Here is a 13,884-nt window from a genome sequence, read left to right on the forward strand (position 1 = left end):
AATGCTCCCGCCGACGCGCGCCTTCCGGTGGGACGGCGCGATTAAAGCTAATCACACCATGCTCCCCGGATGCCCCCGGTACGGAGGAAGGACCGCCTCCGGGGATTTCCGGAAGCGGCCCTTCGCCCGCTGGAACGGTTAGCCGTCCCTGGAATTACTCGTGACGGGTTACTGCTCGGCGGAGTCGCCGAGCGTGACGTCGGTGCTGGCGGCCTTTCCGTCGCGGGTGTAGTCAATGGTGACCTTGCCGCCCGCGGGCTGCATGCGGATGGCTGCAGTCAGTGACTGTGCATCCGTGACCGGCATACCGTTCACCGAGGTGACCACGTCGCCCTTCTTCAGGCCTGCCTTGGCGCCCGGGGACCCGGAGACAACGTCGGCCACATCTGCGCCTACCGTGAAGGTAGAGGAGGAGTTCGACGCCGTGGCCGGCTTCACGGACACACCGAGATAGCCGTGGGAGGCCGATCCGTTGTCGATGATTTCATCCGCGATGCGCTGGGCGTAGGTGATCGGAATCGCGAAGCCGACACCGATGCTGCCGCTCTCCTCCCCTGCGCTGCCCGAGGCCGCCGAGGCGATGGCGACGTTGACGCCGATCACCTCGCCGCTGGTGTTCACCAGTGCGCCTCCCGAGTTGCCGTGGTTAATAGCCGCATCCGTCTGGAGCACGTTCAGGAAGATCGAGCTTTCACCGGAGCTCTGGTCCTGCGAGGAACCATCCGGCGGAGCGAAACGGAAACCGTTGCCGTCGTCTTCGGGCACCTGAGAAGAGTCCGAGTCCGACTCCGGAGCCGCGGAGGACTGGACGCTGATGGTGCGGTTGAGCGTGGAGACGATGCCGTCGGTGACGGTTCCGGCCAGGCCGAGCGGCGCACCGATGGCGATCACGGTGTCCCCGACGTTCAGTTTCTCCGAGTCCCCCAGTGCTGCCGGCGTCAGGTCCGTGGCGTCGACCTTGATGACTGCCAGGTCCGACACCGGGTCGGTTCCGACGACGGTCGCCTGCAGGACCCGGCCGTCCGAGGTCTGCACTTCCACCGTCGGGTCGGCGGCGGTACCGCCGAGGGTCACCACGTGGGTGTTGGTCAGGATGTGTCCCTCATTGTCCAGGATGATCCCGGAGCCCGTACCCGTGCTGCCTGATGCGGCAACCTCGATGGTCACCACGCTGGGTGAGGCCTTGACCGCTGCGGCGGTCACGGCGTTGACGCTGTCCTTGTTGTTGACGACAACGGTTTCGGACTGGCCGGTCTGCCCGGCGCCGTTCGAGTCGCCATCCATAAGGCTGTTGGCACCTACGGCGACGCCGCCGCCCAGGAGGCCCGCCAGTACCATGCCGGTCACCAGCGCTCCGGCGCCGAACTTCTTTGCCCGTCCCGGGTGTTCCTGCCCGGTTCCGGCCGGCGCCTGGAATGCCGTGCCTTCTGACCCGTCGGCAGGCGGTCCGTACGGGGAAGAGCCGTACGTTGCCCCGTACGTCGGTCCGGTACCCGGTTCGGCGGACGGCTGCCCGGTCCCCGGTTGTGCAGATCCTGGCTGCGCAGATCCTGAGTATGACGACGGCGGCGCCGGCGGCCGGGGAGGCAGGTGGCGCTCAGGGCCGTCGGTTCCCCCGTGTTGCTCAGTCATGTGGGTTTCCTTTCCAAATTCGGTGTACCCATGGTGTAGCCACAACGTTTACGTATCCACTATGACAGCGGATTCTGGGACCTGCGCGCACGATTGCTGGACATCTGCTGTGAAGATCCCGAATGCCGGATCCGATATGCCGCGGCATCCCGCACCGGCACAACTCCACTGCAGCACCGACGAACCGGCAGGTCAGAGGGGGTGCGCAGCCACGGCAGCCGGGCGGAGCGCGGTGGACGGGGGTTAGGGCTGCCCCTAGAATCGGTACCAACGTCGAATCGGCAACAGGCAGCCGCAACAGCAGTCACAACACAGTCTGCGGTCGGCCTGCGCGACCCGCAACCAGCGGGCAATAACCAAAGGATGTTTTATGCGGTCACGGAACAGGTTGGGGGCCGTGTTCGGCCTGAGTGCGGTTGCGATCCTGTCCCCCGCGGCGGCGTCGGCAGCGTCCTCTGCCCTTGACCCGGCGTCGTCGTCGGTATCCTCCGTGGTTGCGCCTGCCGCAATGGTGCAGTCCGAATCCCCCGTCCGCATCCCGCCGGGAGAGGTTGTTGTGGACCCGGCCAATGTGCTGGGCGGCGAGGCGTCCAAGGTTGAACAGGCCATCAACGATGTGCAGCGCAGCACCGGCTACACGCTGTACGTGGTGTATGTGGACTCCTTCACCAGCCCCTCTGATCCCACGGCCTGGGCGCAGCAGGTAGTGGACGCCAAGGGGATGGGCAGCAAGGAAGCGCTCCTGAGCATCGCCACAGAGGACCGCAAGATCGAGGTCTCCACCGGAGACCAGAGTGTCCTGACCGAAGCCCGGCGCAACGCGATCCTGGCCGCAGCCACCGATCCCCTGCTCGGCTCCCGGGACATTTCCTCCTCCCAGTGGGCCACTGCCGCCCTCAACGCCACCGATTCCCTGGCAGACATAGCCCGCGGCGGCGACGGAGAAGTTGCTTCGTCCTCCGAATCCGGCGGCACCAGCGTGGCCCCCCTGGTAGTGGGCGGCGTCGTAGTGGCCGGCGGCGTGGGGACCGCACTGCTGCTGCGCAGCCGCCGGCGGAAATCCCCGGCGTCCGTTCCCGCTCAGCAGCAGGGACCGGCGGCTCCCGTGGATCCGCTGGACACCATGAGCGTGCCTGACCTGCGCAAGCGGGCCGGCAGCCTGCTGGTCGCGGCCGACGACGCGATTAAGTCCAGTGAGCAGGAACTGGCCTTTGCGATGGCCGCGTACGGCGAAGACGCCGTCACCACCTTCTCCGAAGACCTGGCGGCCGCACGGAACCACATGGGTGAATCCTTCAAGCTGCAGCAGCAGCTGGATGACCACATCCCCGACACCGAGCAGCAGCAGCGGACCTGGCTCAAGGACATCATCCGCCGGTGCGAGGCCGTCAACGATTCACTCCAGGCGCACAAAGCGGAGTTCGACGAGCTGCGTGAACTGGAGAAGAACGCGCCCGCAGCGCTGGCCGCAGCACAGGCCGCGGCAGACCAGACCGCTTCCCGCCTCAGCACCTCTGCGGCAGCTTTGGACTCGCTGCGTGCCCGCTACGCGGCCTCCGCGGTGAACCAGGTCAGCGACAACATCGACCAGGCGAACGAGCGGCTCGCCTTCGTCTCCAGTGCTGCAGCCACGGCCAACGAAAAGCTCGGCGAGGGCGACACCTCCTCCGCGGTGGTTTCCGTGCGGGCCGCCGAAGAAGCCGTTCACCAGGCCAATGTGCTGCTCGACGCCATCGACAAGCGCGGACAGGAACTGGACGCCGCGCACCAGGAACTGCAGCGAGCGATTGCCGACGCCAACCAGGACCTCGCCCAGGCGGAAGCTTTTGCCGCCGGCGGCGGAAACCCGGGGCTTGCCGGACCTGTCGCAGGCGTGCGCGCCGCAGTGGATGCAGCCCGCCAGGCCATGGCAGCCGGCCCGGTTGATCCCGTGGATCTGCTCCGCCGGCTCGAAGCAGCCAACAGCCAGCTGGACGCCGCACTCGAGGGCATCCGGGACCGCCAGGAGCAGGAGCGCCGTGCACGGGATTCCCTGCAGCACGCCCTCATGGCCGCGCAGGCCCAGATTTCCGGAACGTCGGACTACATCCGTGCCCGCCGCGGCGGCGTGGGCAGCGAAGCGCGGACCCGGCTCGCCGAGGCCGAACGAAACCTGCAGCAGGCGGTAGCCCTGCAGGCGTCAGATCCAGTCAGCGCCCTCGCCTATGCCCAGCAGGCCAATGCGCTGGCAGCCCAGGCCGCAGATATGGCCCAGCAGGACGTTGACGGGTTTGACGGCGGGTTCGGCGGGGGCGGTTTAGGCGGCGGCTACGGCGGACGCGGGGGCAGCGGCCTGGGCGGCGCGGTCCTCGGCGGCATCCTGATCGACTCCATCCTGCGCGGCGGCTCCCACGGGGGCGGCTGGGGCGGCGGCGGATTCGGCGGCTTCGGCGGCGGAGGATTCGGCGGCGGCGGTTTTGGCGGCGGCGGAGGCTTCGGTTCCTCCGGAGGAAACTTCTAGCACTGCAGGGGCCAAAGCCCCGAAAGTACACCAAGATGTACCCGTAACGGTTTCATGGCGAACGCGGGCAATTCCGAACACAGCATATTGAAAGGCAGACACCGTGGTTAAGCAGTCAATTTTCGGACGTATCACCCAGTTGGCCAAGGCCAACATCAACGCGATCCTCGACCAGGCCGAGGACCCGCAGAAAATGCTCGACCAGATGGTGCGGGACTACAGCAACAACATCGCCGAAGCTGAAAGCGCCGTTGCCCAGACCATCGGCAACCTGCGGATGCTTCAGGACGATTACAACGAAGACATCCAGAACGCGCAGAACTGGGGCAACAAGGCCCTGGCCGCCTCCCGCAAGGCGGACGAATTCCGCGCTGCGGGAAACACCGTGGACGCCGAAAAGTTCGACAACCTTGCCAAGGTGGCCCTCCAGCGCCAGATCGCTTCCGAGAACGAGGCCAAGGGCGCCCAACCGACCATCGCTTCCCAGGAAGAGATCGTCGAGCGGCTCAAGACCGGACTGAACCAGATGAAGGGCAAGCTGGACCAGCTCACCAGCAAGCGGGACGAGCTCATCGCCCGCGCCCGGAACGCCGCCGCGCAGACGCAGATGCACGACGCCATGAAGAGCATCGACGTTATGGACTCCACCTCCGAGGTGGGACGCTTCGAAGAGAAGATCCGCCGCGAAGAAGCCCGGGTCCGCGGTGCCAACGAACTGACCGCCTCCAGTCTGGACGCCCAGTTTGAAAGCCTGGAAGACCTCGGCGAGCAGACGGAGGTCGAGGCTCGCCTGGCCGCCCTGAAGTCCTCCGCGGGCACCAAGCAGTCCGCAATCGAGGAATAGCCCCACGCGCACCTGCCGCCGCGGAGGCGGGCAGAAAGGGCGGACGCCTACCGGCGGCGTCCGTCCTTTGCCGTCCGGGCACGCAGGGCCCGGCGCCGCAGCACCTGAGGCAGCACCAGCCACAGCAGGGCCACCACCATCCCAACTGCCAGCGCCGCCACGGCACCGGCGGCTCCCGACAGCACGATGTCGAAGATCAAACCGATGGTCCCGACCAGGATCAGTCCCACCAGCACCAGCGTCCAGCGCAGCAGCATGTCCGAATTGTTGACCAGGGCGCGCTTGATCCGCTGCTGGAAAAAGGTCCGGTGCATAACCACCGTTGACATCAGCAGCGCCGTCACGAGCACGGAAAGCACAACCAGCGCAAGGTAGAGGCCGATCTGGATCCGGTTGAGGCCGGCGAAGCGCTGCTGGAACGGCAGCGTCAGCAGGAATCCGGTGAGGATCTGGATACCCGTCTGGAGCACCCGGAGTTCCTGCAGCAAATCGGTCCAGTTGCGGTCCAGTTTCTGCAGCATGGTCTCACCGCGGTCCGGATCACGCTCCACGGGTCGCTGTCCCATAGGTGGAAGTCTAGAACGCGGCGGGAGCGGATATAAGGAAAGTCCCCCGAGGTTCCTTGCGGATCCTCGAGGGACTTTCCTTTTGGTTGCGGGGGCAAGATTTGAACTTGCGACCTCTGGGTTATGAGCCCAGCGAGCTACCGAACTGCTCCACCCCGCGGCGTGATATCTAACTCTACCCGCCGCGGGGTCCGGGTGCAAACCGGCCGGATATGGCTGCCCGCCTAGTCGCCGCTGCCGCTGTCTGCAGCCGGTGCGCTGGCACCGTCGGTGGGAGCAGCGGGTGCTCCGCCGGCTTCGCCGCCGCTCTCCATCTGCTCCTGCGCCGCGGTGGCCCGGGTAATTGCGTCCTTCAGCCTTGCCTGCGCCTCGCCGTAGGCCGCGAAATCTCCGCGGCCCAGGGCGGACTGGCCGTCCTGGATGGCCTTGCCTGCATCAGACAGGGCGGTTGAGAGCTCCGACTGTGCCGTCACGTCGGTACCGGGTGTTTCCGGGGTGGCGCCCACGTTGCCGGAGTCGCCGGTGTCCGCACCGGAGTCTCCCCCGAAGATCTGGTTCAGCGCTTCGTCCAGGGTGGGAGCGAACCCGACCTTCTCACCGAAGTTGACCAGCACCCGCTGCAGTGTCGGATAGGACGATGCACCGGAGGACTGCACATAGACCGGCTGGACGTACAGGATGCCGTCACCGACCGGCAGGGTGAGCAGGTTGCCGTTGATGACTTCCGAAGCACCCTGGCGGAGCAGGTTCAGTGCATTGGACACGGTGGGATCGGAGTTGAAGGTGTTCTGCGCCTGGCCCGGTCCGGGCACGGCTGTGTCCGTAGGCAGCGACAGCAGGCGGAGCTTTCCGTAGTTCTCGCTCTTCACGCCGGCTTCGCCTGTTCCCGCGTCCGCATCCGCGGAGAGGAAACCGTAGAGCACGTTCCGGGCCTCCCCGCTTTCGGTCACGAACGGAATGAACGGGGTCGTCAGCGAGAACGTGGCCTCATCCTGGCCCGGCATCTGCAGGGACAGGTAGTACGGCGGCTGCTTGACACTGGAATTGCCGCCGGTGGGATCGGAGGGCACGCTCCACGCGTCGTCGTTCTTGTAGAACGAGTCCGGGTCGGTCACGTGGTATTTGCCCAGCAGTTCACGCTGGACCTTGAACTGGTCCTCCGGGTAGCGGACGTGGGCCAGCAGATCAGCCGACATCTCGCTGTAGGGCTTCAGCGTGGACGGGAAAACGCTCTGCCAGGACTGCAGCAGGGGGTCCTGGTCATCCCATGCGTACAGGGTGACCGAGCCGTCGTAGGCGTCCACGGTGGCCTTGACGGCGTTGCGGATGTAGTTCACCTGCTCCTGCGGCAGCGCAGCTGCACCGGGGGTCAGCGAGTCGGTGGTGGCATCCTGCAGTTCCTGCTGCGTGGAGTACGGGAAGTACTTGCTGGTGGTGTAGCCGTCCACGATCCACTTCACGCGGCCGTCGATGACCGCCGGGTAGGCATTGCCGTCCACGGTCAGGTACGGAGCGACCTTTTCCACCCGCTCGCGGGGGTCGCGGTCGTAAAGGATCTGTGATTCGTCGTTGATGGCGTCGGACAGCAGCAGCTCGGTGGACTGGAACTTGATCGCGTAGACCAGCTGGTTGAAAAGGTTTCCGACGCTCGGGCCGCCCTCTCCGCTGAACGTGGTCTGCGATTCCTCTTCCGAGTTGCCGGTCTGCGGCCGGTCGATCTCCACCGGGTCGCTGCCCTCGGGGGCACCCACCACGGAGTACTGCGGAGAGTTCTCACCGAAGTAGATCCGCGGTTCGTAGGATCCGTCTTCCGTCAGCACACCGGTGGACGGTATGCCCGATTCCATGAAGCTGGGCTTGCCGTCGGCCTCGACGGTGGAGCCCCTGGCGGCCACCACGCCGTAACCGTGCGTGTAAAGGATGTGTTCATTGACCCAGCCGGTGGGCACACCGCCCACGTTGAGCTCACGGACCGCGATGACCGTGTCCTGGACTTCGCCGTCGATCTCGTAGCGGTCCACATTCAGGGTCTGCGGGAACTGGTAGTACTGGCGGAACTGCTGCAGCTGGCTGAACGCGTCGGATACAACGTTCGGATCGAGCAGCCGGATGTTGGAGGTGGTGCCGGCATCCTGGGCCAGGGCACCGGCATTGGCATTGACCGTGGCGTCATAGGGAATGACCTCGGTGTCGGTCAGTCCGTACGCTTCGCGGGTGAGGTCGATGTTGCGCTGGATGTACTCGCGTTCCAGGTTCAGCTCCGAGGGCTGGACCTGGTAGCGCTGGACAATCCAGGGGTAGATGCCGCCGGCCACGATGGCGGTGATGATCAGCATGGCGGTGCCGATGATCGGCAGCCGCCACCGGCCGATCACGGCGGAGAGGATGAACAGCACGGCAACGATGACCGAGGCGACGGCCAGGATGGCCTTGGTGGGGATAACGGCTTCGACGTCGGTGTAGAGCGCGCCGGTCCAGGTTCCGGAGGTGCTCAGCAGGGTGTCGTAGCGGTCCAGCCAGAAGTTCACGGCCTGCAGGATCAGGAACGCTGCGGCAATGATCGCCAGGTGCAGGCGCGCCGGGCGGCTCACGAAGACACCCTTTTCCTCCAGCCGGATGCCCCCGTACAGGTAATGGGTCAACAGCCCGGCGATGCCGGCAATCACCACCACGCTGATCAGGAAACCGACGAGGAACCCGATGAAGGGCAGGGTGTTCAGGTAGAAGCTGTAGTCCATGTTGAACTGCGGGTCGGTTTCCCCGAAGTCCTTGCGGTTGAAGAAGAGCAGTGCCTGCTGCCACATGGACATGGCCGCCGTGCCGGCGAACCCGCCCACCACAATGGGGATGCCGATCATCAGGAGCTTGCGGACCGGTTCAAGCTGGGCCTGGTACCGGTTCAGGTTGTCCTGCAGGGCGCTGTCCGGGGCATAGATGGGCCGCGATACATAGGCCACCCGGATACTGGTGAACACCCCGGCGGCCATTACGAGGAAAGCGGCGAGGAACATGCAGATCCGGGTCAGGTTCTCCTTGACGAAGACTTCCAGGTAACCCAACTGGTTGAACCACAGGACATTGGCATACACCTGGGAGAAGTACACGAAGCCAATGACGAGCACGGCCACAACAATCAGCGTGGCGATCAGCGGGCTGCGCCGCCGTCGCCTGCCGGTGGCAGTTGCTGCGCCGGGTCGGGAGAATGGGCCGTTTGGTCCGGAAGTCACAGTTACCTCATCGTTCGGTGCGTCGGCTCGCGGCCTCGCCGGGTTGCACCGGTGGGAGTGGTTCCGGGAGCATTTTCAACCCCTTTTCCCCGCCGGAAGGCCCTGAAGCCGTCCCTACTCATTCTGCCTTGGATTGTTCCCCGGCTGCCACTTCCTGCGGACTCCGATTCCAAGCTTGTCCCGATCGTAACGAGGCCGGGCCGGTCAGCTACCCGTTTACGCTACAAGCTGCACTGCGGCAGATCGGCCGGGTTAGTACCGGCCGCGAGTTTTTCGACGGCGTCCCTCGCCTCGTCCAGCGTGGACACCTTGACCACTGCCAGTCCTTCGGGGATGTGGTCCACCACCTCGGCGCAGTTCGCCTCCGGGGCCAGGAAGAATTCCGCACCCGCGTCCGAGGCGCCGATGAGCTTCTGGCGGATTCCGCCGATGGGCCCGACGTTGCCCGCAGCATCGATGGTTCCCGTACCGGCAAAGTGCCTGCCGCCGGTGAGCTGCTCCGGGGTGAGCCGGTCCACGATCCCCAAGGCGAACATCATGCCGGCGGACGGGCCGCCCACCCGGTCCATTCCCTCACCGATCCGCACCTCGAACGGAAAATCGAAGGTCGTCGCCAACTCGATTCCGAGCTGGTAGACGCCGGAGTCCGACTTTCGGGGCGTCAGCGTCTCCATGACCTCGGAGCCGCCGCGCCGGACCGTGACATCCACCGGTGACCCGCCGGCGTCGTTCAGCGCGGACCGGAGGGTGTCGATGCCGTCGACAGGCGTGTCCCCCACTGCCAGCACAGTGTCGCCGGCCTGCAGCACGCCCTCGGCGGGGGCACCCTCGACGACGGACCCCACGGAGAGCTCCTGGGTATACGGGATCTCCAACAGCGTCAGTGCTGCTGCCACGGCGGACTCCTGGGACGAGGTCATGGCAGCGGCGTTCTCTTCATCCACCTGCTCGCCGGTAGTTCCCGGCGCGTAGAGGAAATCGGCGGGGTACACGACGTCGTTGGTGTTCACCCAGCCCCCCAGGGCGTGGAAAATGCTGATGTTGGTGCTGGGACCGCCGGCCACGTAAACCGTGGTCAGGTCCAGCTCACCGTCAGTCGGGTAGCTGCGCTCCCCTTCGATTTGGATGATGTCCTTGCCGCCGGCGGTTCCGAGCGTGTTGAACGTGGGTCCCGGGGACTCCACCACGTACTGGGCCGGCAGGAGCAGCCCCGCCCCGCCGAGGACAAACGCGAGAACGCCCGAAACGAGGATGCCGCGGGACCGGGGCGAGCGCTTGGCCGGCACCGGCTTTCCGTCGCCCAGACCCTGGTAGGGGTAGACGGAGTAGCTGCCGTCAGGCTGCGGTGCCGGGGCGCCCGGTCCCTGCGGGCGGGAGTTACCCGTTCCGCCTCCCCCGTACCCCGCGCCGCTGCCGTCTTCATGTGTGGGGCGCAACTGTCCAACCTTTTCCTGCGTTTGTGCCGTGCATATAGCCGGACATGTGTGTGTGCCGTACGTGTCTGCGTACCCGCCTTGTGTTGCCGGGCACCACCCTGCAAGCCTACGCCCGCACCGCAAGCCGGGCGTGCAGCCGGGCTTTGCCTACAGCGAACGAAATACGGCCGTGCGGGACAGGCCTCGGGCACTGCCGGTAACGTAAAGGCAATATGGTCGGCTGCTGCCGGGCATCGTAAGCGTTATCCTCTTATCTCCTTCCACAGGACCGGTGGTATCCCATGAGTTCCAATCCTTCCGACCGCGGGGACAACCCCCAGGATCCGCTGTCCGAAATGCTTGCGCGCCTGTTCGGCGGCGGCGGTGCCGGCGGCATGGACCCCTCCGAGCTGGCCAAGGCAGCGGGACTTCCCTCTGATCCGAATGCCATGGCGATGATTTTCCAGCAGGTGCAGGCCATGTTCAGCACCCCCTCCGACGGTCCGGTGAACTGGCAGCTGGCCAAGGACAATGCACGCCGGGTGGCCGCGACCGGCAGTGATCCCTCCACCGGCCCCGCCGCGGCCCGCGAGGTCGACGAAGCCCTGCACCTGGCCGAGCTCTGGCTGGACCCGGCCACGGACTTCGCATCAACTGCCGCCCTCGGCCGGGCCTGGTCCCGCGCCGAATGGGTCGAGGCCACCATGGACTCATGGCGCCGCCTGACGGAACCGGTGGCCGTCAGCATTTCCGAAGCGCTATCCAACGCGATCACCACCCAGATGCCCGAGGAAATGAAGTCCATGATGGGCGGGGCGTCCTCCATGCTCGCGAACATGGGCGGGGCGATGTTCGGCATCCAACTCGGCCAGGCCGTGGGTGCCCTGTCCAAGGAAGTGGTCAGCTCCACCGACATCGGCCTGCCGCTTGCCGCCGGGACCATGGCACTGCTGCCGGCCAACGTTGCCGCTTTCGGCGAGGGCCTGGACGTCCCCGACACGGAAATCCGGCTTTACCTCGCCGTCCGGGAAGCAGCCCACGCCCGGCTGTTTGCCCATGCTCCGTGGCTTGCCTCGCACCTCTTCGGTGCCATTGAAAGCTACGCCCGCGGCATCCACATCGACATTTCCAAGATCGAAGAAGCCGCCCGCGACATTGATCCCGCGAATCCCGAATCCATCCAGTCCGCCCTTTCCGGCGGGGTCTTCCAGCCGCAGCGCACGCCCGCCCAGGACGCCGCCCTGGAACGGCTGGAGACGGCGCTGGCCCTGGTGGAAGGGTGGGTGGACGAAGTCACCGCCGCAGCCACCGCCAACCTGCCGTCCGCAGGAGCACTGCGGGAAATGATCCGCCGGCGCCGGGCCAGCGGCGGCCCGGCCGAGCACACCTTCGCTTCGCTGGTGGGCCTGGAGCTGCGTCCGCGGCGGCTGCGCGACGCAGCCGCCCTGTGGGCGCACCTCACCGAGGAACGCGGCATTGAAGGGCGCGACGCCGTTTGGCAGCATCCGGACCTGCTTCCCACCTCGGAGGACCTGGACGATCCCAAGGGCTTCAGCAAGCGGCGGGAACTGCTCGAAGCGGCAGACTCCGACGTCGATGCGGCGTTGAAGCGCCTGCTGGAAGGCGGCTTCGATGAGCCCGCCGAAGATACTGCTCCCGAAAACCCCGAAGAGAACGCTGCCGAAGACACCGGCGCCGACGGGAACGCCGCCGACGCGGGCCCTGCTGACGGCGATCCGGAAGAAGGCACCGAGGAGGACGGCAACCCGAAGCCGGGCTCCAACTAAAACCCCGGTCCCACTAAAACCGGGTTCCAACGGATCCCGGCTGGACCGGCAAGAGGACTGGTTCCGGCGGGCACAGCCCGCTGGCGCTAGTCCTCTTCCATTTCCCCCTTCAGCCCGCGGGCGCTGGCAAAGGCTGCTCCGGACAGGAACGCCTTGGCGGTTTCCGTTTGCGGGTACGTCTCCAGCAGCCGCCAGAACGCGGCTCCGTGCGAGGGCACAATCAGGTGTGCGAGTTCGTGCAGCAGCACATAGTCCACCACCCACTCCGGCATTCCCTGCAGCTTGTCCGACAGCCGGATGCTGCCCCGCGCCGGGGTCGCAGAACCCCAGCGGGAGTTCTGGTTGCTGACCCAGCGGACGGACTCGGGCCGGGCCTTCCCGGCCAGGTAGGTGCGGGACAGTTCCCCCGCCCGCGCCATCAGCCGGCTGTCGCTGGTCTGGGGAGTCGATTCCCGGGCCACGCGCTGTTCCAGCCGGGCAACCATGCGCTGAACCCATTCGGCTTCCTGCTCGCGGCTGAAGTGGGCCGGGATGGACACCAGCGCCACCCCGTCCCGGAAGACGGCGTTCACGGTCCGCTTGCGCCGCGCGGAACGCCGCACCTGGATGGGGATTCCCGAGCTGGTGGTAGCAGGGACGGACGCACCGGCAGAAGGATGAGGCATATTTCCAGCCTAGACGGCGCCGGTGACGGTCCTGCACCTTGTGGATAACCGCCGGCGGCAAGCCGTCCCGTGCCAGCATGGTCAGCACCCCGCCCGCGGCGGGCCATGGACTGGACACACCAGGCCACACCGGGACACAAGGGAGCACAGCCATGCGGATCAATCCGGGAGTGCACGTATTGGAAGTATCGCCCGGTGCCAGGCAGCTGGGCATCGGCGCCGGATCGCTGCTGCTGCGCAACCTCCAAGACGCCGACGTCGCGTTCCTGGCGGCCCTGCGCAGCGGAGTCCCGGACGGCACGGAGCAGGATGCTGCGGCGGGTGTGTCACTTTCCGCGGAGCGGGCTGCGTCGCTGCTGGAGGTTTTGGAGCCGCTGCTCATTCCGCAGGAAACCACGGCCTCTCCCGTCCCTTCCCTGCGTTCGGAACGCCTGCAGCCGGATGCCCAGCGGCTGGCAGCGGCTTACGCCGCCAACGGGGAGGAATCGGTCCGCCGCCGTGCGGCGGCCACCGTGCTGGTCGAGGGCCTGGGGCGGACCGGTGCCCTCCTCGCCCGCACACTGGCTTCCGCCGGCGTCGGAACCCTGCTGTTGGCCGACCCGGCTGCCGTGGCCCCGACGGATGTGGGTGCGTCCTATGCGATGACGGATATCGGCATGAACCGCGCGGCAGCGGTCAAGCGCCACGTGTTCCGGATCGACCCCACCCTGCAGGTGCTGGTGCACTCCGGTATCCGGGTCCGCTCCGAGCCTGTGCCGGTGGATCTGGCGGTGACGGTCCAGGCGGCAGGCTTCGGTGCGGCAGGCGGCCGTCCGGCCGAGCCGACGGCGGCTGCCGACGGCATTCCCCGCTTGGTGGTCTCCGCGCAGGAGGACGGGTGGGATGTGGGTCCGCTGGTGGTTCCGGGGGCCACTGCATGCCTGGAATGCCTGGACCTGCACCGCGCGGACACCGACCCCGGCTGGTTCGCGGCCGCGGATGCCCTGGCCCGCCGCGCCGGGGGCCCGGCTGCCGGCACCGTCTTGGACTGCTCGGGTCCGGACGGCGAGGAGACCGCCGGATCCGTGCTGGCGGCAGGGACCGCGGCCACGGCGGCCCTGGTGTTCCTTGACGGGATTAACCGTCCGGCGCTGTATTCCGCTGTCCTGCAGGTGCGGGCCTCGGACGGCTACTCCCGGCTGCAGCAGCTGGATTACCACCCGGCCTGCGGGTGCCGGCTACAGCACCGCCTGAACCGGGTGGCCTGAC

Annotated in this window: 9 protein-coding genes and 1 tRNA gene; 4 read left to right on the forward strand and 6 right to left on the reverse strand. The window is 66.7% G+C overall.

Annotation, left to right across the window (positions count from 1 at the left end):
- Positions 1-168 precede the first annotated feature (168 nt).
- On the reverse strand, positions 169-1,632 hold the full coding sequence (locus tag QNO06_RS12355; RefSeq protein ID WP_227913660.1) for a S1C family serine protease: 1,464 nt from the start codon (positions 1,630-1,632) through the stop codon (positions 169-171).
- 397 nt (positions 1,633-2,029) lie between these two features.
- Between QNO06_RS12355 and QNO06_RS12360 the strand changes: the two genes are divergently transcribed.
- Together QNO06_RS12360 and QNO06_RS12365 are read left to right on the forward strand one after the other, a co-directional pair.
- Positions 2,030-4,132 (forward strand): TPM domain-containing protein, encoded by a 2,103-nt coding sequence (locus QNO06_RS12360; RefSeq protein ID WP_284162462.1) that lies wholly within the window; start codon positions 2,030-2,032, stop codon positions 4,130-4,132.
- Between the two features lie 103 nt (positions 4,133-4,235).
- A complete protein-coding gene (locus QNO06_RS12365; RefSeq protein ID WP_227913659.1) occupies positions 4,236-4,976 on the forward strand; it encodes a PspA/IM30 family protein in 741 nt (246 codons plus the stop codon).
- 47 nt (positions 4,977-5,023) lie between these two features.
- Here QNO06_RS12365 and QNO06_RS12370 read toward each other — a convergent pair whose 3' ends face one another.
- The 4 genes from QNO06_RS12370 to QNO06_RS12385 form a co-directional block, all read right to left on the reverse strand.
- Positions 5,024-5,542, reverse strand: coding sequence for a DUF6328 family protein (locus tag QNO06_RS12370; protein WP_227913658.1), 519 nt, complete (start codon positions 5,540-5,542; stop codon positions 5,024-5,026).
- An 83-nt stretch (positions 5,543-5,625) separates the two neighbouring features.
- Positions 5,626-5,702 (reverse strand) — tRNA-Met (locus tag QNO06_RS12375).
- Positions 5,703-5,766: 64 nt separating this feature from the next.
- Positions 5,767-8,769: a UPF0182 family membrane protein gene (locus tag QNO06_RS12380; RefSeq protein ID WP_442860181.1), complete on the reverse strand. Its 3,003-nt coding sequence runs from the start codon at positions 8,767-8,769 to the stop codon at positions 5,767-5,769.
- Positions 8,770-8,990: 221 nt separating this feature from the next.
- A complete protein-coding gene (locus tag QNO06_RS12385; protein WP_227913657.1) occupies positions 8,991-10,205 on the reverse strand; it encodes a YlbL family protein in 1,215 nt (404 codons plus the stop codon).
- Between the two features lie 281 nt (positions 10,206-10,486).
- On the opposite strand from QNO06_RS12385, the gene QNO06_RS12390 reads away from it, so the two are divergent.
- Entirely contained in the window at positions 10,487-11,971 is a 1,485-nt protein-coding gene (locus tag QNO06_RS12390; protein ID WP_227913655.1) for a zinc-dependent metalloprotease, read from the forward strand.
- Positions 11,972-12,057: 86 nt separating this feature from the next.
- Here QNO06_RS12390 and QNO06_RS12395 read toward each other — a convergent pair whose 3' ends face one another.
- On the reverse strand, positions 12,058-12,636 hold the full coding sequence (locus QNO06_RS12395) for a M48 family metallopeptidase (RefSeq protein ID WP_227913653.1): 579 nt from the start codon (positions 12,634-12,636) through the stop codon (positions 12,058-12,060).
- 152 nt (positions 12,637-12,788) lie between these two features.
- Here QNO06_RS12395 and QNO06_RS12400 point away from each other — a divergent pair, with 152 nt between their 5' ends.
- Positions 12,789-13,883: a ThiF family adenylyltransferase gene (locus QNO06_RS12400; RefSeq protein WP_227913651.1), complete on the forward strand. Its 1,095-nt coding sequence runs from the start codon at positions 12,789-12,791 to the stop codon at positions 13,881-13,883.
- The last annotated feature ends 1 nt before the right edge of the window (position 13,884 follow it).

This window comes from Arthrobacter sp. zg-Y20 (genome assembly GCF_030142075.1).
Taxonomy (GTDB): Bacteria; Actinomycetota; Actinomycetes; order Actinomycetales; family Micrococcaceae; genus Arthrobacter_B.

Bases quoted from the DNA above. Each gene is read 5' to 3' on its own strand.
- QNO06_RS12395 (WP_227913653.1), bottom strand. From the start codon at position 12,636: ATGCCTCATCCTTCTGCCGGTGCGTCCGTCCCTGCTACCACCAGCTCG.
- QNO06_RS12400 (WP_227913651.1), top strand. From the start codon at position 12,789: ATGCGGATCAATCCGGGAGTGCACGTATTGGAAGTATCGCCCGGTGCC.
- QNO06_RS12370 (WP_227913658.1), bottom strand. From the start codon at position 5,542: ATGGGACAGCGACCCGTGGAGCGTGATCCGGACCGCGGTGAGACCATG.
- QNO06_RS12355 (WP_227913660.1), bottom strand. From the start codon at position 1,632: ATGACTGAGCAACACGGGGGAACCGACGGCCCTGAGCGCCACCTGCCT.
- QNO06_RS12390 (WP_227913655.1), top strand. From the start codon at position 10,487: ATGAGTTCCAATCCTTCCGACCGCGGGGACAACCCCCAGGATCCGCTG.